Source organism: Microbacterium sp. NPDC091382 (assembly GCF_044757025.1).
GTDB lineage: Bacteria > Actinomycetota > Actinomycetes > Actinomycetales > Microbacteriaceae > Microbacterium.
Genome location: NZ_JBIVUD010000001.1, coordinates 1,046,735 through 1,066,688, shown reverse-complemented (window position 1 = coordinate 1,066,688; position 19,954 = coordinate 1,046,735). Strand labels below are relative to the sequence as shown.

The window sequence follows — 19,954 nt, the reverse complement described above, 5'->3', positions numbered from 1 at the left end:
GCGGGTTCAGCCCAGCAGGTCGGCGGTCGAGCAGACGGTGGCGAACTCGCCGTCGAGGTTCGTCGCGGTGACCGCTGCAAGGGTCGCCGCGGTGATCACGGTGCCGTCGGGCGCAGTCCGGTCGAACGAGTGGGTGGCGTCGAGGGCGAAGTACACGGCGTAGCCGAGGTTGCCGCCCACGCGGGCGGTCGTCTCGCAGCAGTGGTTCGTCGAGATGCCCGTGACGACGATCTGGTCGATCCCGTTCTCGCGCAGCCACGCGTCGAGGTCGGGCGCGCCGTGGAACGACGAGTTCACGCTCTTCGTGACCAGGAGGTCCGGGATGCCGGTGATCGAGTCCTTGAGGTCGTTACCCGGCTGACCGGGTCGCAGCGGCGACACCGGCGACGTCGAGTCGTGCCGGACGAAGACGACCGGCCACGCGCGCTCGCGCCAACGGGCCAGGAGCGACGCGATGTTCGCCTCGCAGAGGGGGTTGTCGCGCTCGCCCCAGTACGCGGTGTCGTCAAACCCGCGCTGCACGTCGATGACGACGAGGGCAGCGCGGTCGAGGGTGAGGTGTCGCGGCGGGATCTGCACGCATCGAGCCTGGCACGGGGCGCGCGCCCGGGTCGGCCAGGATGCAGCGGGATCCTGCCAGGCGCTGTCAGTGACCGGACGGATGCCGCGACAGCAGGTCGCGATGAGCGTTAACGAAATCGCTGGTGAGGCGCGTGTAGCCGACGATGAGAGGAAAGACCACACGGACGACCCTACGAGGCACGATCAAAGATCCGTGCAGTCGGGCGGTGACAGGTCGCGATGAGCATCTACGAACTCGTCCCGCTCTCGGGATGACCCGAAGATGATGTCGACGCCGTACCAGAAGGGGCAGAACGCCCACGAGACTTCGGCATCCGTCAAGACGAAGTAGCCCTCCTCCAGCGCCGCCTTCACCAAGACCGCCTCGATCACATTCCTGTCGTGGATTGTGCCCGCCCAGTAGTAGGCGGTTCCGGCGCGGTACTCATCGCGAGGTATCCGCCGCCATGCGAAGAGGTCGGTGGGCAGCGCCTTGGACCACCCGCCCGACAAGTCGTTGATGCCATATTCCTCGACGATGAGGCGCATCGGTTCGCCGCGCTTCTCAGGAAGGTCGCGGAGCAGCGCGCGGAGGTTCTCAAAGGCCTCCAGATCCGAAGCAGTGGCCCCCGGTCCCCGGACGTGGAATCGCGCCCACCGGTCGGGGAATTGCCAGCGAAGGTCCATGTTCGGGCGATCATTCCCGAAGGTGCGCGACCACTTCACCTCCAACTGTTCGCGCCGCGCGCTCTCCTCTGGCCGAACGAAGCCGCGATGCTTACCTCGGACGATGCTCATCGCGCGGCTCGCGAGGTATGAGGGTCGAAGGAAGTGCACGCCCCGACTTTAGGGCGGCGATCATCACTCGGCCGAAATTGTGCCGGACAACGGTTTACCGACGCACGCGAGCCGTGGCCGCGCTGGACCGAGAATGCGTGGCGTACCCGCTCTTGCTGCCCGTCACCTTCACCGAGATCTTGTCCCCGACGAGGCCGGAGGTGAGCGTCAGCGACGAGCGAGTCGCCCCCTTGATTCGCACTCCGTCGGCATACCACTGGTACGTGAGCGACGTCCCACGCGTCCAAGCGCCGGGCTGGACGGTCAACGTCTTGCCGCGAGCGGTCACCCCGGTGATCCGCGGGGTCGACGAGGTCAGGGTGCCGTGACCGACCGCCTTCGCCGCGCTCGTGCGCGACGCAGTGGCGTAGCCCGCCTTCTTCCCTGTCACCGTGACGGTCAGCTTCGCACCACGGTCGGCAGCGACCGGCGTGTAGGACGACTTCGTCGCCGAGGCGATCGGCTTCCCGTTCCGGCGCCATTGATACGTGACGGTTGTCCCGGACGTCCAGCCGGTGGTCCTCGCGGTCACGGAGCGACCGACGGCCGGCGCCGTGGAAAGGGTCGGTGCCGGCGTCGCGAGCACTCGCGTGAGGGCCACCTCGTGCGTCGAGATGCGCCCGTTGGCAACGGTTACTGGCGCTGCATACCTGGTCGTCGTGGATCGCGCGGCGATCTCGACCGTCGCGGTCTGGTTGCCGTCGACCCATGCCTCGAACCGGCCGGACGAGTCCGTGCGCACGGTGGACTCGTTGCTTCTCCCCCGAAGCGTCACGACAGCGCCCGCGACCGGCTTGCCCCCCTCACGGACGACCCCGCGAACCGTCGCGTGATGAGGTTGCCCCGTCACGTTCGGCATCTTCTCGTTGACCCGGACGGTCTGCCCCTCGGCGAGGGTGAACACGCGCGAGCTGCTCCAGTCACCCTCCGAAGCCAGCCACACGGGGGCCACACCGTCCTTCCAGCGGGGATGATCGTCCATCTGCAGGTGGTAGCGCCCGGGAAGCAGACCGACTATCTCGAAGTGTCCCTTGGCATCGACGACGCCTGTGCCGGCCCGTGCGACGGTGTTCCTGGTCTCCGCCCACGCTATGACGCGTGCGCCGTTGAACAATTCAGGCAGCTTCGACGAGAGGGTGCCGACGATCGTTGCCGACTCCGGCGGGAGTGTGCGCGCGAGCGTCGGCCTGACAGCCGTTGTCTTGCCGGCGTCGACGTGGATGAGGGTGGCATCCGTGAGGTCACTGCCGCCCAACCAGGTCGTCGTGTAAGGGTGACGATATTCCCACTTGCTCTCCGCGAAGCGCAGCCGGTAGTCGCCGGGCGGGAGTGAGGGGAAGGTGACCGGGTCGACCTGCAGAAGGTCGTACCCGCGGACGAGACCGTCCGCGTCGTACAGCCAGACAGCCGAGTCGGTCACCGGTTCTCCCTGTGGTCCGACCGCGGCGACGGAGATGCTCCCGCTGTTGGCCGCAGTCGCACGGCGCAGCCGATAGTCGACAGGCGTACTCGTTCCTGGCGCAACGGTCACGGCTCGCGCTCCCGCGCTCGTCGATGCGCCGTCGTACCAGCCGCCCAGGACGGCGCCGTTACCGTCAACCTCAACGAGATACTCGCCGACATTGAGGTCATCGAAGATCACTTTCTCGGACTTCCCGCGCTCGACGAGCTGGCGAGAGGTGACCAACTTCAAGGCTTTGTCGTAGACGGACACTCTCTGGCCAACGACCATCTCCGGAGAGGTGACGGTCACGGTCAGACCGCCGAGCAACGGGAGCTGAAGATCCAACCGGGTCGTCACACCGAGTTCGACGGCAGCGGTGGTCGAGAACTTCGAATGGCGTGGCCCGGACGAGACCACCGTGTACTCCCCCGTGCGGAGAGACGCGATCCGGTAGTGACCCTCACCGTCAGCCTGAGACCATCCTGCCTCGACACCCGCGTCCGTGTACGCAGTGACGAAGGCCTCCGGGACGGGTGTGCGCGTTCCCGCTGAGACGACCGTCCCCTCCAGGACCCCACCTGGGGCGAGGTTCGCAGCGATGACGGTCGTCTGACCTGATCGGATTGTGATCGCTTCCGCCTCCGCCCGCGTTCGGCCGGCCGGCCACCAGGTCTCGACGAAGTCGTGCATGCCGCGGTTAGGGCTGATGCGCAGGAGATAGTCGCCCGGCGGCACGTTCTCTACGAGGATGTCGCGGCCGTCGGTTGACGCATAGATCTCCCGTTGTTCACCCACGGGGGAAAGATAGGCCTGCACCGAAGAGGACTGGCCTGTAGTAACGCGCAGAGTGCCCATGGGCTCGAGGGCGATGGACCACTCCGCGAAATCGTCCGCCACGGTGATTGAGGAGGTCGCGACGGCATACCTGCCGCCCCCTGGGAAATCGACTCTGATCTCGTACTCCCCAGGAGGAAGCAACGAGAATCGGTACCGACCGTCGCGATTGGTGTAGCGCGAGGGACTCCCCGGCTCTTCGAGCGAAACAGTCGCGCCCACCACGGGACGCCCCGTGACCGCATCGCTGATGACCCCGGTGATACCCGGTCCACGAGTCCCCAACCGCCATGATGCGTCGATCGTCCGTCCCGCCGGCAGCGAGATGATCTGCGCCTCTTCCGCGGTCCCCACACCCGGATACCAGAGGTCGTCATACGTGGCGAACGCCGAAGTAGGGTTCGAGGACAAGGACACCCGATACGCACCCGCGGGCAGGTCGCTGCCGAATTTTCCATCGACATCGAGAGGGGCGATCCAGGCTCGGCCCGTGTCGACGCTTTCGAATCGGATAGTCCCGTACCGGACCACGTCGCCGTCGACGTCGGTGAGCACCCCGGTGATACGCGTCGGTGCAACCTCGGCGGCCTGTGCGGGGAGACCGGTGAACACGAGCGCCACGACGGCGATCAGCGCGCCGACGAACCGAAACCGAAACCGAAACCGCATGCGTCCCCCAGGATGACGTGCCGAACCCCTCGACCGGCATCTGAATACTACGGGCGTGTCAAGGGTGTCCGCGGATGCAGATTCCTCGACGACCGTGGAGGGATGTCACGCCGCTCCACCCCTGCATCGTCCGCCCCCGACCGCGCCGAGGTGGAGCGCGTCGCCGCCGAGCGGTTCGGACTGACGCACCTACGGCCTGCGCAGCTCGACGCGATCGAGGCGGCCGCCGGCGGACGCGACGTGCTCGTCGTCTGGGCGACGGGGTCGGGCAAGTCCGCGGTCTACCAGGTGACCGCCGCGCTGCGCCCGGGCGTGACCGTCGTGGTGTCGCCACTCATCGCCCTGCAGGAGGATCAGCTCGCCGGCCTTGAGCACGCCCCCGACGCGCCGCGGGCCGTTGCGCTCCACTCCGGGCGAGGCGAAAAGGCCCGCGCCGAGGCGTGGCGCCGCCTGCGCGAGGGGGAGGCGACTTACGTCCTCCTTGCACCCGAGCAACTAGCCAACGACGAGGTCGTCGCCGAGCTGGCCACTTTCGACATCGCCCTCCTCGCCGTCGATGAGGCGCACTGCATCGCCTCGTGGGGGCACGACTTCCGCCCCGACTACCTCGGTCTCGGCGAGGTCGCCGAGCGGCTCGGACGGCCGCCGATCCTCGCGCTGACCGCGACGGCATCCACCCCCGTCCGCGAGGAGATCTCGGCCCGCCTCGGACTCGACGACCCCTCCATCCACATCGGCGACGTCGACCGACCATCGATCCGACTCGGCGTCCGTCGGCACGGCGACGACCGCGAGAAGCGCGCCGCCGTCGTCGACGAGGTCGCCTCGCTGCCGGTTCCCGGATTGCTCTACACCTCGACCCGCCGCTCGGCCGAGCAGTACGCCGATGACCTCATCGAACGCGGACGGCGTGCGCGGGCGTACCACGCGGGGTTGCCTGCCAAAGAGCGCGCCGAGGTGCACCGGCAGTTCCTCTGCGACGAGCTCGACGTCGTCGTCGCGACGAGCGCATTCGGCATGGGCATCGACAAGGAGAACGTGCGCTTCGTCATCCACGCCGACGTCCCCGAATCGATCGACGCCTACTTCCAGGAGCTCGGGCGCGCCGGCCGCGACGGCGAGGAGGCCCACGGCACGCTGCACTACCGTGCCGAGGACCTCGCGCTGCGGCGCTACTTCGCGACGAAGAATCCGGATGCCGCCGAGCTCCGCCGCCTCATGCGGGCGATGTCGACGCGGGCACGCCTGAAGTCCGCTCTCGCGAAAGAGTCCGGACTCTCGCCGCGCCGCGTCACGGGACTGCTCACCCTGCTGATCGACACCGGGTCGGCGCGCGCATCGAAGTCGGGAGTGTCGCTGCGGCGCAACCTCGACGAGCGCGCGGCGGTCAAGGCGGCGCTGGAGCGGGTCGAGGAACGCGAGCGCATCGAGCGCTCCCGCATCGAGACGATGCGGGAGTACGCCGAGACGCGGCGCTGCCGGCGCCAGGTGCTGCTCGGCTACTTCGGGCAGGACCTCGACGAGCCCTGCGGCAACTGCGACACCTGCGCGGCGGGGGCAGCCGACGCTGGGCGGCACGCGGCGTCCGTCTCGGATTCGGGTTTCGAGATCGACGAGAAGGTGTCGCACCGCGAATGGGGCCCGGGCACGGTGGTCTCGATCGACGACGACCGCATGCGGGTGTTCTTCGACAGCGAGGGCTACAAAGTGCTCTCGCTCGAGATCGTCGAGCGGGAGCACCTGCTCAAGGCCGGCTGACCTCGCCCTCGGATTCGGACGAGGCCGCCGGATTCGGACCGGGGAACGCTTCCCGGTCCGAATCCGTGGCGCATCCCCGAATCCGGCCCGGGTTCAGACCTCGATGCCGACGGCAGCCGAGCAGCGGGCGAGCTCGTCGGCCGAGAGCTCGAGGTCCCGCGCCTGGAACGAGTCGGTGATGGATGCCGGGCGGCTCGCTCCGGGGATGGGGATGACGGTCTCGCCGAGCGACAGCTCCCACGCCAGGACGACCTGCTGCGGGCTGACGCCGTGCGCCCGGCCGATCTCGGCGAACACGCTGAACCGCTCGCCGATCGAGCCGGCGCCGCCGATGCCCCCGAGCGGGCTCCACGGCAGGAACGCGATGCCGTTCTCGGCGCAGTAGGTCAGTTCGCCGTAGCTGCCGGGATGCCGCGGCGAGAACTCGTTCTGCACGCTCACGAGGTTGCCCTCACCCAAGACCTCCTGCGCGATCTGGATCTCTTCGACGCTCGCGTTCGAGATGCCGACCGAGCGGACGAGACCCTCTTCCTGCAGCGTCTTGAGGTTCTGCATGATGTCGCCGTAGACCATCCAGCGGTCGGGACGGTGGTACTGGTACACGTCGATGACGTCGACCTGCAGGTTCTTCAGCGACTTCTGTACCGCACTGCGGAGGTACTCGAGCGAACCGTCACGGCCGAAGTCCTTCTCCTGCGTGCGCGTGATACCGCCCTTCGTGGCGACGACGATCGACGACCGGTCGCCGTCCCAGCCGGCGAGCGCGTCGGCGACGATCCGCTCGTTGTGGCCCATCTCGTCCCAGCTGGGGGCGTAGATGTCGGCGGTGTCGATGAGCGTCACGCCCGCGTCGAGCGCCGCGCGCACCGTCGCGACCGCGTCGTCGTGCGAGGGCAGGCCGTTACCGTTCATCGACACCGGCATCGCGCCGAGTCCGATGGCCGAGACGGTGAAGGGTCCGAGGGTGCGCTGCGTCATGAGTCTCCTTCGACGGGGTGGGGTGCGGCATCCACCCTGCCAGTCGACGCCGGACGGCGCGACGACCCTTGACAGATCAGCTCAGGGAGGTCAGCGCGCGGTCAGCTGCTCCCGCACCTGCCGCCGCAGGACCTTGCCGATCTGCGAGCGCGGCAGATCATCCAGCTGTACGACCTTGCGCGGCACCTTGTACGACGCGAGGTGCGACCGGGCGAAGTCCTTGAGGGCGGATGCCTCGAACGCGGTCCCCTCCTTCATCACGACGGCGGCGACCACGTCCTCGCCGCCCGTCGGCCGAGGGACGCCGACGACCGCGGCGGACTCGACGTCGGGGTGCAGGGTCAGCACATGCTCGACCTCGCTCGGGCTCACGTTGAACCCGCCCGTGATGATGAGCTCCTTGACGCGGTCGACGACGGTGACGAAGCCGTCCTCCGAGACCGTGACGATGTCGCCGGTGCGCAGCCACCCGCCGTCGAGCAGCACCGCAGCCGTGTCTTCGGGGCGTCGCCAATAGCCCTGGAACACCTGCGGACCGCGGATGAGCAGCTCACCCGCCTCACCGGCGGGCCGGTCGACAGCTGGATCGTCGGGGTCCACCACCCGGATGTCGGTGCTCGGGAACGGCACGCCGACGGTGCCGGGGCGCCGCGTCGGTCCGATCGGGTTGCCGAGTGCGACCGGGGAGGTCTCGGTCATGCCGTACCCCTCGACGAGCAGGCCGCCCGTGACCTCCTCCCACCGCGTGACGGTGGGCACCGGCAGGCTCATCGCGCCCGAGATCGCGAAGCGGATGCTGGACAGGTCGACGCCCTTGCGGGTGCTCGCCCGCGACAGAGCGTCGTAGATGGGCGGCACACCGGGCAGGAAGGTCGGCGGCGACTTCTTCAGCGCTCCCACCACGAGGTCGACGTCGAACTTCGGGAAGAGCACGATCCGCGCACCGATCGACACCGCGAAGGTGAGGCAGAGAGTGAGCCCGTAGGCGTGGAACATCGGCAGGACGGCGTAGAAGGTCTCGGCGCCTTCCGTGAGCCCCGGCACCCAGGCGCGCCCCTGCTCGGCGTTCGAGCGGAGGTTCCGGTGTGAGAGGACGGCAGCCTTCGGCATCCCGGTCGTTCCGCTTGTCAGCTGCAGGAGAGCGGTGTCGTCGAGGACGGGCCGGGCGTACTTGCGCGGCAACCGGCGTGTGTTCGTGAACTGCGACCACCGGATGACGCCGCGGGCGGTGGGCTTCGAGGTCATCGCCTCGCGTCGCTCCCGGAGTGCGGGCACAGGCACGCGCAGCGCGGTGCGCATCGCCCACGGCAGGGCCTCGGTCATGTCGACGGCGACGATCGCGGCGGGGGCCACGTCGCTCGGGAACTCGGCGACCATGTCGGCGACCTTGTCCCACACAATCGCCACGACCGCCTCGTGCACCTCGAACTGGTGGCGCAGTTCACGCGCCGTGTAGGTCGGGTTGTGCTCGACGACGATCGCGCCGATCCGCAGCGCGGCGTAGAACGCGACGATGTGCTGCGGGCAGTTCGGGAGGACGAGGGCGACGCGGTCACCGGCGGTGACGCCGAGCTTGCGCAGGGCGTTCGCTGCGCGCGAGACCTGCTCGCCGAGTTCCGCGTAGGTGGTCTCGGCACCGAAGAACTCCGTCGCCACCTTCGAGCCGTAGCGGGCGACCGAGTGGTCGAGCAGATCGACCAGCGTCTCGTCGACCGGGTCGATGTCGGTCGGGACGCCGGGCGCGTAGGCGGCCCGCCAGGGACGGTCCTGCAGATCGGATGCCGGCGGTGTCGAAGTCATCGTCGTGTCCTCCTCGGTGTTCCGCCAGCGTAGGGCGGGTTTCCGATGGGTCTCCTGTGCGTCTGCTACGCGCGTTCGAGTCCGACGAGCCCGGTCGAGAACGCCCGGACGACGTCGTCGACGTGCTCGTCGTCGCCGGTCGCGAGCCACCACGCGGCGAGCCCCTCGGCAGCCGCGTGGATGATCGCCACCAGGCTCGTCGTCGGAACGGTCAGCTCGGTCTTGCGGGCCGCCGCCCACGCCTCGACCAGGCGCTCGATCTCGCCGCGCACCGCGTCGATCTCGGCGCGCGCCGCACCGACGAGAGCGTCGGAGGAGCGAGCCATCGCGGTGAGTTCGGCCAGCCGCTCGTGGCGTACCCGGTCGAGGCGCAGCTCATCGACGAAGGTGTGCAGCGCTGCGCCGACGGCATCGACGAGAGGGGCCGGGGCGAGCGGCTCGGCCCAGAGTCTGCGGGTCAGGAGTTCAGACTCCCGCTGCAGCAGGGCGGTCACGAGTTCGCCCTTCGAGCCGAAAGCGTAGCTGACGACACGGTGGGCGACGCCGGCGCGTTGAGCCACGGAGCGCAGCGAGAGCGCGGCCACGCCGTCGTGCACCATCACCTGCACCGCCGCATCGAGCAGTTGCCGACGTCGGTCGTCGACGTCGAGGTATGTCCGGCGAGGTGAGGGTTCGTTCACAGCGATCTCCGAGCGTGCGGCGCGTGGGCACCGTCCATACTAGTTTTATCCACTTGGACCAATTGAGGAGACATCATGATCAGCGTGACCCCCGCCCGCGTCAGCGACCTCGTCCCGGCCGCCGGGATCCTCGCCGAGGCTTTCGCGCAGGACCCGGTGATGTCGTCCATCGTCCCCGGACCGACGCGTCGACGAGACCGGCTCACCGACCTCTTCCACGCACTCCTCGCCAGCGGTCCGTATGCGACCGGCACGGTCGACCTCGCCCGCGACGCCGAGGGCACGATCCTCGGCGTCGCCGCGTGGGAGGGCCCCCACTCCGGGCAGGGTTCCCTGGCGCGGCAGGCTGCCGAGCTACCCCGCTTCGCCCGTGCGCTCGGTTGGCTCGGGATGCCGCGGGCCGTTGTCCTGCTCTCGCGCCTCGCGCGCCACCGGCCGCGCGCTCCGCACTGGTACCTCGCGGAGATCGGCGTGATCGACGCGGCGCGCGGCAGCGGCGTCGGCAAGGCGCTGCTGTCGGCTCAGCTCGACACTCTCGACACGACGCGTCAGACCGCGTACCTGGAGTCGTCCACTCCCGACAATCGGCGGCTCTACCGTCGCCTCGGATTCGAGGAGATCAGCCCGATCGAGGGCGTGCCGGGAGCGCAGCCGGTCGCCATGCTGAGGCTGCCCGCGCCGCGATAGCGTGCTGGGATGGCGCGATCGAACGACGACCAGTGGCGACCGCTCATCGCGGCGCTCGCGAACGACCGCGCCCGTGAGGTGTTCGCCCGGCTGACGCTCGGTGCCGACGCGGACGACGCCCTCCAGGACTTATCGCCGTCCCGCCGGCGCCACGTCGTCGAGACGCTGCGACGCGCCGGTCTCATCACGGACGACCTGCGTGCAGACGGCGGTGCGTTCGGCCGCGTGCTCGCCTCCGCACCCGCGGCGCCGAGGCCGACGGGCGTCGAGCGGTACCTCTCACGCGACGGCCGCCTCACCGGGTATCCGTCGAGCCCGAACCAACGCCGCGAGCTGCTGACCCTCCTCGCCCACCGCGCGCTGGAACCCGGGGAGGTGCTCGACGAGCGCGGGCTCAACCAGCGGCTCGCAGCGCTCACCGACGACGTCGCCGCGCTCCGGCGGCACCTCGTCGACCACGAGCTCGTCGAACGCACGCGCTCCGGTACCGAGTACGCGCTGGCCGCGGAGCAGACTCCGTCCGAGTAGACGTCCGCAGCGCGTCGTCAACCGCTGTGCCGATCACACGCTCCGGGTGTGCACTGGTGCGGTGAACTCGCTTCCGTTCTGGCTGGTCGTCATCGTCTTCGTCGCGGCCGCCGCCGTCGTGTGGGTCGCCGGCATCCAACTCTCGAAGACCACCGACGTGCTCGACGCGCGCTGGCACATCGGCAGCGCCTTCGGCGGGCTGATCATCCTCGCTGTCGCGACGAACCTGCCCGAGATCGCCATCACGGTCAGCGCCGCCGCGGCGGGCAATCTCGGGGTCGCCGTCGGGAACATCCTCGGCGGCATCGCGCTGCAGACCGTCGTCCTCGTCGTGCTCGACGCGTTCGGCCGCCGGGGCCGCGGGGTGAAGCCGTTGACCTACCGGGCGGCATCCCTCGTCCTCGTGCTCGAGGGGCTCGTCGTGGTGGCCGTGCTCGCCGCCGTCGTGGCCGGCAGCCAGCTGCCGCAGGGGCTCGTCGCCCTCCGCCTCACGCCGGACGTGGTTCTCATCACCGCGCTCTGGATCGGCGGTCTGCTGCTCGTGCAGCGCGCCGGCCGCCACCTGCCCTGGAGCGGCAACGGAACCGCCGACGGCGCCTCGCCGCACACCCCGGGCCACCGGCGCTCGAAGCCGCAGCATCCCCACAAGAGCCGGCCGACGTGGCTCGTCGTCACGATCTTCCTCGTCGCCGCGGCCGCGACCCTCGGCGCCGGCGTCGTCCTCGAGCGCGCCGGCGACGCGATCGCGGAGGACATCGGACTCTCGGGCGTCCTGTTCGGCGCCACGTTCCTGGCTCTCGCGACCGCGCTCCCTGAGATCTCGACCGGCCTGCAGGCCATCCGCCAGGGCGACGACAACCTCGCGATGAGCGACATCTTCGGCGGCAACGCGTTCCTCCCGGTCCTCTTCCTCATCGCGACGGTCATCTCGGGGCAGGCGGTCCTGCCGCGCGCGGGCGCGACGGACGTCTACCTCACCGCCCTCGCCGCCCTCTTGACCCTGGTCTACGTCGTCGGGCTCATCTTCCGTCCCTCGCGGCGGGTGCTGGGGATGGGCGTCGATTCGCTGGCGGTCCTCGTGCTCTACGCCGTGGGGATCGCCGGGCTGTTCGCCGTCGCCTCGGGCTGACCCAGGCTCAGTCGTACGACGCGAACACGCGCCGCTCGACGCCGTCGAGGCGCATCGTCCCGCCGTACGGCACGATCCACTGGGGACGCGTGTGCCCGAACGGCACGCCGACGCAGACGACGGCGTCGGGGTTGTACCGGGCGACCAGCCTGGTGACCACCTCGCGCTGCGCCTCGCGGCGCGCGCGGCGCGTCTCGGCATCCGGCTCGTCGCCGAACGTGCTCACGGGCGGACGCGCGACGAGGACACCGGCAACCGCGTCCAGGACTCCGCGCTCCCCCAGCGCACGTACCCAGCGCGAGACGAGACGGGGCGAGGGCAGTTCCTCGCTCGTCTCGAGCAACAGGATGCCGCCGCGCAGGTCGTCGAGCTCCGGCATCCGTCCCGCCAGCCCGATCTCGTCGAGCACGTCGAGGCACCCGCCCCACGTGCGCCCCTCGACGACTCGCGCCGGGCCGGACCACGACCACGGCTCGGTCGGGCCGCGATCGCCGTACGAGGTCAGCGCCCGCGGGTCGAGCCAGTCGACGCCGGTGTCCTCGGACTCGCCCGGCTCGGTCAGCTCGAGTTCGCCGCCGTCGAACAGCGCGGCGCGCAGCGACTGCAGATGGATGCCGTCGATTCCCGGTCCTGCGCCGATGTGCACCTGCGTCGACCCGCCGTAGAAGCCAGGGACGCCCGACTGCCACAGCGCGTTGAGCAGGTGCGTGTTGTCGCTGTACCCGACGAAGGGCTTCGGGTGGGCGAGCGCGCCCGCGAGGTCGACGTGCGGCACGACCGTGATCTGGTCGTCGCCGCCGATGCTCGCAAACACGGCACGGACGTCGGATGCCGCGAACGCCGCCATGACGTCGGCCGCGCGGGTGCGCGGGTCGGCGCCCAGCATCCGCGTCGTCGAGAACTCGAGGGGCTCGAGTTCCAGCTCGTCTCGGATTCGGCGGAGCGCCTGCTCGTGCACTGCGGGCGCGAAGCCGGGGGCGGCGAACGACGGCGACAGTACAGCGACGCGGTCGCCTCGGCGCAGTTTCGGGAGGGGCCGGAACGAGGCGGGCATGACCTCATCGTGGCATCCGCGCGACCGTCACCCGGTGTTCACCGGCGATTCACTCCGACGCAGGGACGCCGACGCATCCTGGAACGGATCTGCACGAGAGGACCCCCTGTGACCACTGTGGAACCCCCCACCACCCGCACGACGCTCCCCCTCGCGGCCCACGCCGTCGGCAAGCGCTCGGCGGTGACCTGCCAGTTCAAATGCGCGAACGCGTGCCTCGGCCCGGAATGCAACGGGTCCGACAACCCGACGTTCCGCAGCATCGCCGAGATCGCGCTGTCGCGTCGCATGCTGATCGGCGCCGCCGCCGCGAGCGCGGTCGTCCTCGCCGCCGACGCGTTCGGCGTCGTCAGCCCCTCCTCCGCCTCGGCGCACCCCGGCGGACCTGTCGAGTCGACGTGGGGCTGGGGACACCACAGCCTGCCGTTCCAGCCGATCGCCCCCGTCGCGGCATCCGTGGACGCCCTCACCGTGCCGAAGGGCTACACGTGGTCGCCGATCATCCGCTGGGGCGACCCGCTGTTCTCGGACGCGCCGACGTTCTCGCTCGAGGGACAGAGCCGCGCCGCACAGGAGCGGCAGTTCGGCTACAACAGCGACTACCTCGACATCCTCGCCGACCGCAGCGGCAAGACGGGCGTGCTCGTCAACAACCACGAGTACGTGAACCCGAACATCATGTTCCCGCCGTCGACGGACGCCGCCGAGCTCCGCCGCCGCGGCGAGGTCTACAAGGCCGCGCAGGGGATGTCCGTCGTCGAGATCACGCGGCGTCGACGGGGCGCTCCCTGGCGCTACACGATCGACGGTCGCCGTAACCGCCGCATCACGGTCGAGACGGTCTTCGAGCTGACCGGCCCCGCCGCCGGCTCGGATCTGGTGAAGACGGCCGCCGACCCCGAGGGCCGCTGGGTTCACGGAACGCTCGGCAACTGCTCCGGCGGCACCACCCCGTGGGGCACGATCCTCTCGGGCGAGGAGAACTTCACCGGGTACTTCGCGTGGGCGGCGGACACCGCCGGCCAGAAGCGCTATCAGGCGAGCGCGTCTCGGACGACCTCCACCGGGTGGGAGCAGTACGACCCTCGGTTCGACTCGTTCGACCCCGGGTACGTCAACGAGCCCAACCGCTTCGGCTATATCGTCGAGATCGACCCCGAAGACCCCACATCGACGCCCAAGAAGCACACCGCGATGGGCCGCTTCAAGCACGAGGGAGCGAACGTGATCGTCGCCGAGGACCGCCGGGTCGTCGCGTACATGGGCGACGACGAGCGCAACGACTACCTCTACAAGTTCGTCTCGAAGAACCGCATCAGCTCATCACGCAAGAAGAACATGACGCTGCTGTCGGAGGGCGACCTGTTCGTCGCGCGATTCCGCGGCGACTCCCCCGTGAGCCAGATCGACGGCTCCGGCAGACTCCCCGCCGACGGTGCGTTCGACGGGACCGGCGAGTGGATCGCCCTCACCAGGAACGGCAAGAGCGTCGTGCCGGGCATGACGACCGAAGAGGTCCTCGTCTACACGCGCCTCGCCGCCGACAAGATGGGCGCGACGAAGATGGACCGCCCCGAGGACGTGCAGCCGAGTCTGCGTACCGGCAAGATCTACGTCGCCCTGACGAACAACTCCGACCGCGGCAAGACCTCGATGGTGGATGAGGCGAACCCCCGCACCGGCAACCGCTTCGGACACGTGCTCGAGATGACCGAGCGTCGCGGGCAGGCGGGCACGTCGTTCGGCTGGAGCATCCTGCTGCAGTGCGGCAACCCGTCCGATCCGAGCACCTACTTCGCAGGCTACCCGAAGGACAAGGTGTCGCCGATCTCGTGCCCCGACAACCTCGCGTTCGACGAGGACGGCAACCTCTGGATCTCGACGGACGGGGCGCCCAGCACCATCGGGTTCAACGACGGCCTGTTCCGGGTGCCGCTCACGGGGCGCGAGCGCGGACACGTGCAGCAGTTCCTCGCCGTCCCGCGCGAGGCCGAGACCTGCGGTCCCGTGATCCACGCGCGCGAAAAGCTCGTGTTCGTCGCCGTGCAGCATCCGGGCGAGAACGGCACCGTCGCAGCGCCGAGCTCGCTCTTTCCCGACTACGGCTCGACGCGTCGCGGCGACGTGCCGAACGCGCCGCGCCCATCGGTCGTGCAGGTCTACCCGGCCTGATCAGGCGGAAGGGAGGGGGTCGACGTCCGGTCGACCCCCTCCCTTCGTCAGCGCGCGCCCTTCGTCAGCGCGCGACGCTGATCGGATCGCCCGTACGTGCCAGGTCGGCTTCGAGCTCGCGGACGATCGGGATGACCTTCTCGCCGAACGCCTCGAGCTCCTCCTGGAAGTGCAGGAAGCCGAGCAGGAAGAGGTCGACCCCGCGCTTCTTGTAGGCGACGATGCGCTCGGCGACCTGCTCGGGCGGACCGAAGAGCTGGGTGCGGAAGCCGTCGTTGTACTGCACGAGATCCTCGAACGTGGAGTCGGCCCACATCCCCTTGCGGTCCGCGGTGGATGCCCCGGCCTGCTGCACGGACCCGCGGAACCCCTCCACCGACGCGCGATCCGCCTGCGCGATGATCTCACGCAGCTGCTCGCGCGCCTCCGCCTCGGTGTCGCGGACGATCGCGAAGCCGTTGAGCCCGAATCGCACCGTCCGGCCGTGCTCGGCGGCGACCCGCGTGACGTCGTCGTACTGCTCGGTGAAGCCGTCGAAGTCCTTGCCGTTGGAGAAGTACCAGTCGGCGTGCGCACCACCGTTGAAGCGGGCGGCCGTCGAGTTTCCGCCCTGGAAGATGTCCGGGTGCGGGCGGCCGGGCACCGGGTACGGACCGGGGCGCAACGTGAAGTCGTTCACCCGGTAGAAGTCGCCCCGGAACTGCACGTTCTCTTCGGTCCAGAGCTTGCGCAGCACCTCGATGAACTCGGCTGAGCGACGGTAGCGCTCGTCGTGCTCGAGCCAGGGAAGGCCGAGCTTCGTGTACTCGTCCTTGAACCAGCCCGAGACCACGTTCACGGCGGCGCGCCCCTTCGAGAACTGGTCGGCGGTGAGGATGAACTTCGCGAGCACCGCCGGCTCCCAGAGGCCGGGGTGCACCGCGGCGATGACCTTCAGCTTCTCGGTCGCGAGGAGCAGCGCGAGGCTGATCGACGTCGACTCGTGCTGCTGCGCGGCGCCGTAGCTCGACAGGTAGCGCACCTGGCTCAGCGCGTACTCGAACCCGACGCGCTCGGCCGTCTGGGCGAGCTTCACGTTGTAGTCGTAGTCCCAGTACGTCCGCTGCTCGATGTTCGAGACCACGAGCCCGCCGCTGACGTTGGGGACCCAGTAAGCGAACTTCAGGGGCTCGTGGGACGAGGCCGGATCGTGCGAGGACGTCTGCTCGGTCATGAGATCTCCGGAAAGTGGGCTGCGCCGCGAGACGGCGGTATCGGATGCGTTCCCGGGAACCTTCCGCCTGAGGCGATAGGGGTGTCAATCGATGTGAACCCATGTGTCGCACCGTGACGTATTGCGTCCATGAGGCGACCTGCTGAACGCGCTGCGTCGATCGGTGGTGCAGCCCGGCTCTCGTACGTCAGGGCACGCCCGGCCACCACGCAGGCATGAGCCGGAACAGGCGCCCCTCGGCGGCATCGACATCGATGTCGTCCTCGTGGATCCACTCTTCGAGGAGTCCGGCGATCCCCCCGGCGAGGTACGCGGCGGCCTCCTCTTGATCCCGCTCCCCTCGAGGCGCTCCCATGACGCCGGCCGCGGCGACGTCGTCGAGTGCGATCCTGGCGCGCTCGCGAATTCGGTGACGCAGAGCGGCGTTCAACGCGCCTGCCGCCGACGAGGCGAACAGTGCACGGTAGATGTCCCGGTGCTCGACGAGGGCGGCCATCAATCGACGCGTCGCGGAGTGATAGGCCCGCGCCGCACGCTCGCCGGAGGACACGTCGTCATCGACGGTGGCCAGCCGGTCGATCTCCTCGGCGAGGATGCCCACCGCGAAGGCATCCACCCGGTCGGCGTGCTTGTAGAACGTCGTCCGATGAACTCCCGCCTCACGGCAGAGCTGTGAGACCGTGATCGACTCGAGCGGCTGCGCGGAGAGCAATCGCACGAGCGCCGCGCGGAGAGCGGCGCTCGTGCGGGCTTGCCTCGGGTCGACCGTCACGCGCCGTAGTGGGCCAGGCCGGCGGTCTCACCACCGTCGGCGACGAATTCAGCACCGGTCGAGAAGCTGGACTCGTCGCTCGCGAGGAACAACACGAGTCGCGACAGCTCGACAGCTTCGCCCATGCGGTGAAGCGCGACGTGGCTCTGTGATGCGTCCAAGCCCTCCGTCATGGGCGTGCGGATCGCACCCGGGTGCACCGAGTTGACCCGAATGTTGTACCGCCCCAGGTCGAGCGCCGCGTTCTTCGTGAGGCCACGAACCCCGAACTTCGACGCGTTGTATCCGGGCAGCGCCTCGTATCCCTGCAGCCCGGCCGTCGAGGACACGTTGATGATCGACCCGGCGCCACTGCGCTTCAGCGGCTCGATCGCCGCCTTGATGCCGTGGAAGACCCCCGTGAGGTTGATGCCGATGATCCGATGCCACTGATCGATCGAGTAGTCCTCGATCGGTGCGAAATCCGCGATGCCGGCGTTGTTGACGACGATGTCGAGCCGACCGAACTCCTGCTCGGCGACGGCGACGGCCTTCTCCCAGTCGTCGTAGTTCGTGACGTCGAGGTGCACGTAGCGCACGGCATCACCGAGGTCGGCGGCGAGCGCCTGCCCCTCCTCGTCCAGCAGGTCTCCGATGACCACCTGCGCACCCTCCTCGACGAAGAGTCGTGCGTGCTCGGCACCCATGCCTCGCGCGCCTCCGCTGATCAGGGCGACCTTTCCGCTGATTCGTTCCATGGGGAACTCCTTTCGATACACCTAATCTACATCTGTCGATTAGATGTGTCTCCGGCGTAGAGGAGACGCAACGCGGGCTCATCACAAATTGATAACAGGAATCTCTTGCCACCGTTATCTCGTCGTTATACAGTCATTGCACGGTAGATGTTTTGCTGTGGCAGCTACCGACATGTGATTGCAGGACACTCTTGGTGCAAAGGGACAAGGGCCGGCTGGATGCCTCTCCAGCCGGCCCTTACTGCGTGACGCGTCAGACGGTTCCGCTCCGGCGGCGGCGCATCAGCAGCACCACACCGAGGGCGAGGAGGGCCGTTCCCGCGCTTCCCGCGATCCACAGCGGAGCCGACTGGCCGCCCGCCGACGCCAGCTCCCGATCGTCGATCGCGGCGGCCTCGCCATCGGCGACCGTCACCGTGGCCCAGCCGACGAGATCGCCGGACTCATCGACGACGGCGACGCGGTGCGTTCCCCCTTCGAGGTCGGCCGGGAGCGCGAAGGTCGCCGAACCTGCGGCATCCGCCGTCACCTGTCCGAGCGCGGTCGGGGTCGAGTAGATGAACCCGTAGTACTGCTGCCCGGCCGTCAGACCCGAGACCACGATGCGGTCGCCGCGGACGGATGCCTGGATCTTTCCCTGCGCTGCAGCGGGGAGGTCGTCACCGTTGGCGACGGGTGCACCCGGTGCGCCCCCCGTCGACGGGAGCGTGGGCTGGGGAGCCGGAGTCGGCTCCGGAGCCGGAGTGGGCTCGGGGTCGGGAGTCGGCTCAGGGTTCGGAGTCGGCTCCGGGTCGGGCGTGGGCTCGGGGTCCGGAGTGGGTTCGGGGTCGGGCGTGGGCGCGCCGATCACGACGGACCCGTCCTCGCGGACGGTGACCTTCGCGGCCATGGCGGCCGCGAGGTTCATGCGCTGCCAGCTCTCCTGCTCCCCCACGTCCAGCGGGTTGCCGGAGTCCGTCGCCGTCACGGCGAGCACCTGACGGCGCTGCTGGGGCGTCAGTTCGGGGTGAGCCGAGACGAGCAGCTCCTCCGCGCCCGCAGGCACGACGACGGGAACGCCCTTCGGGCCGGTGGCGGGGAACCCGTAGCCCAGGTGCTCCTGGTAGTACGCGAGCGCCTTGTCCGTCGTCAGGTACGGGACGTCCTTCTCGATGCAGTTCTCGAGGGTGTCGCCGCAGCCGCGCTCGAGGACACCGCGGAGCTCGGCGGCGGCCTCGTCCACGAGCTTGCGCATAGAGGGATCGGCGAGCCGGAGTGCGATGATCTTCTGGCCCATCATGCGGCCGCTGATGACGTCGAGCGGATAGTGAGCCGCCATCACGATGCGGTTGTTGCCGGCCTCGGCCGTGCGCGCGAGGATCTGCGGCGCGAGCTCGGGCAGCATCTCGGCGAGCGCCGTGCCCTGCCAGTACGCCTGGGACGTGTGCCCCGACGGGAACGACCCGCTCTTGGAGCCCCACGCGTCGCCGCCTTCCTTGTCCCGGTAGACGAGGTCCTTCGTGGTGTCGAGCCGCAGATAGGGACGCTTGTAGTCGAAGTAGTTCTTCGGCGGGTTGCTCGACGAGGTCGACCCGAGCTTGCCGCCTTCCTTGTTCAGGAGCCACGTCAGCTTCGGCAGCTCGCCGTCGGCGACGGCGCCGGCGTAGATCGCCCCGAGCTTCTCGCCGAAGGCGTCGCCCATGCTGACGGACATGTCCTGGTACTGGTCGACGATGGCGCGCTCCACCTGAGCATCGGATGCGGTGAGGTTGATCTCGCTCGTCAGCTCGTCGTTGTAATCCATGACGGCTGCGTTGCCGCCCTCGCCGCGATCCGTGCGGAGATCCTCGAAGACGTCCATCATCTGCACCGACCAGTTGTCGGCGCTGGGTGCCTTCGAGTCGCCGGTCGACGCGGTGGCGTCCGACGCGTAGGTCGCGGTCATCTGCTCCTCGGTGAAGCCGGCGGCCGCGAAAGCGGGCCCGGCCGTCAGGGTGCAGGCGACGAGGACTCCGAGTCCGCCGATCGCCATACGGGCACGAGTGCCTCGTCGTCTTGTCTGTGTCATCACGCTCACGGGCGCGCCTCACTTCCATTGGTTGCGGGAGTCGTCGCAGACTAT

The 19,954-nt window shown here is 69.1% G+C and carries 16 protein-coding genes; 5 read left to right on the top strand and 11 right to left on the bottom strand.

Translation table 11 applies throughout. The features are described 5' to 3' along the window. Positions 1-6: 6 nt before the first annotated feature. The 3 genes from ACIQLK_RS05120 to ACIQLK_RS05110 form a co-directional block, all read right to left on the bottom strand. Positions 7-579: a cysteine hydrolase family protein gene (locus ACIQLK_RS05120; RefSeq protein WP_400363214.1), complete on the bottom strand. Its 573-nt coding sequence runs from the start codon at positions 577-579 to the stop codon at positions 7-9. A 186-nt stretch (positions 580-765) separates the two neighbouring features. Then, complete coding sequence (locus tag ACIQLK_RS05115; protein ID WP_400363213.1) at positions 766-1,359, bottom strand: hypothetical protein; 594 nt, start codon at positions 1,357-1,359, stop codon at positions 766-768. 94 nt (positions 1,360-1,453) lie between these two features. Then, complete coding sequence (locus tag ACIQLK_RS05110) at positions 1,454-4,345, bottom strand: carboxypeptidase regulatory-like domain-containing protein (RefSeq protein WP_400363212.1); 2,892 nt, start codon at positions 4,343-4,345, stop codon at positions 1,454-1,456. 102 nt (positions 4,346-4,447) lie between these two features. Here ACIQLK_RS05110 and ACIQLK_RS05105 point away from each other — a divergent pair, with 102 nt between their 5' ends. Further along, the gene (locus ACIQLK_RS05105) at positions 4,448-6,103 is read left to right on the top strand and encodes a RecQ family ATP-dependent DNA helicase (RefSeq protein ID WP_400363211.1); all 1,656 of its coding nucleotides are present in this window, start codon (positions 4,448-4,450) and stop codon (positions 6,101-6,103) included. A 93-nt stretch (positions 6,104-6,196) separates the two neighbouring features. On the opposite strand, the gene ACIQLK_RS05100 is transcribed toward ACIQLK_RS05105, so the two are convergent. From ACIQLK_RS05100 to ACIQLK_RS05090, 3 genes are all read right to left on the bottom strand, one after another. Beyond that, on the bottom strand, positions 6,197-7,081 hold the full coding sequence (locus tag ACIQLK_RS05100) for an aldo/keto reductase (protein ID WP_400363210.1): 885 nt from the start codon (positions 7,079-7,081) through the stop codon (positions 6,197-6,199). A 90-nt stretch (positions 7,082-7,171) separates the two neighbouring features. Beyond that, positions 7,172-8,881: a long-chain-fatty-acid--CoA ligase gene (locus ACIQLK_RS05095; protein WP_400363209.1), complete on the bottom strand. Its 1,710-nt coding sequence runs from the start codon at positions 8,879-8,881 to the stop codon at positions 7,172-7,174. Positions 8,882-8,946: 65 nt separating this feature from the next. Then, positions 8,947-9,561, bottom strand: coding sequence for a TetR/AcrR family transcriptional regulator (locus ACIQLK_RS05090; RefSeq protein ID WP_400363208.1), 615 nt, complete (start codon positions 9,559-9,561; stop codon positions 8,947-8,949). Between the two features lie 75 nt (positions 9,562-9,636). On the opposite strand from ACIQLK_RS05090, the gene ACIQLK_RS05085 reads away from it, so the two are divergent. From ACIQLK_RS05085 to ACIQLK_RS05075, 3 genes are all read left to right on the top strand, one after another. After that, positions 9,637-10,248, top strand: a complete 612-nt coding sequence (locus ACIQLK_RS05085; protein WP_400363207.1) for a GNAT family N-acetyltransferase — start codon at positions 9,637-9,639, stop codon at positions 10,246-10,248. A 9-nt stretch (positions 10,249-10,257) separates the two neighbouring features. Beyond that, positions 10,258-10,776: a DUF2087 domain-containing protein gene (locus ACIQLK_RS05080; protein ID WP_400363206.1), complete on the top strand. Its 519-nt coding sequence runs from the start codon at positions 10,258-10,260 to the stop codon at positions 10,774-10,776. 61 nt (positions 10,777-10,837) lie between these two features. Next, a complete protein-coding gene (locus ACIQLK_RS05075) occupies positions 10,838-11,905 on the top strand; it encodes a sodium:calcium antiporter (RefSeq protein WP_400363205.1) in 1,068 nt (355 codons plus the stop codon). Positions 11,906-11,912: 7 nt separating this feature from the next. Here the strand turns inward: ACIQLK_RS05075 and ACIQLK_RS05070 are convergent, their stop codons facing one another. After that, the gene (locus ACIQLK_RS05070; RefSeq protein ID WP_400363204.1) at positions 11,913-12,959 is read right to left on the bottom strand and encodes an LD-carboxypeptidase; all 1,047 of its coding nucleotides are present in this window, start codon (positions 12,957-12,959) and stop codon (positions 11,913-11,915) included. 117 nt (positions 12,960-13,076) lie between these two features. Here ACIQLK_RS05070 and ACIQLK_RS05065 point away from each other — a divergent pair, with 117 nt between their 5' ends. Beyond that, positions 13,077-15,131, top strand: a complete 2,055-nt coding sequence (locus ACIQLK_RS05065) for a PhoX family protein (RefSeq protein WP_400363869.1) — start codon at positions 13,077-13,079, stop codon at positions 15,129-15,131. A gap of 64 nt (positions 15,132-15,195) precedes the next feature. Here ACIQLK_RS05065 and sfnG read toward each other — a convergent pair whose 3' ends face one another. From sfnG to ACIQLK_RS05045, 4 genes are all read right to left on the bottom strand, one after another. Further along, a complete protein-coding gene (sfnG, locus tag ACIQLK_RS05060) occupies positions 15,196-16,344 on the bottom strand; it encodes a dimethylsulfone monooxygenase SfnG (RefSeq protein WP_400363203.1) in 1,149 nt (382 codons plus the stop codon). 187 nt (positions 16,345-16,531) lie between these two features. Further along, positions 16,532-17,116, bottom strand: coding sequence for a TetR/AcrR family transcriptional regulator (locus tag ACIQLK_RS05055; RefSeq protein WP_400363202.1), 585 nt, complete (start codon positions 17,114-17,116; stop codon positions 16,532-16,534). Continuing rightward, positions 17,113-17,853: an SDR family oxidoreductase gene (locus tag ACIQLK_RS05050; protein ID WP_400363201.1), complete on the bottom strand. Its 741-nt coding sequence runs from the start codon at positions 17,851-17,853 to the stop codon at positions 17,113-17,115. Before ACIQLK_RS05050 ends, ACIQLK_RS05055 begins: the two co-directional genes overlap by 4 nt. A gap of 253 nt (positions 17,854-18,106) precedes the next feature. Further along, positions 18,107-19,900: a phosphatase PAP2 family protein gene (locus tag ACIQLK_RS05045; protein WP_400363868.1), complete on the bottom strand. Its 1,794-nt coding sequence runs from the start codon at positions 19,898-19,900 to the stop codon at positions 18,107-18,109. Positions 19,901-19,954: the final 54 nt, after the last annotated feature.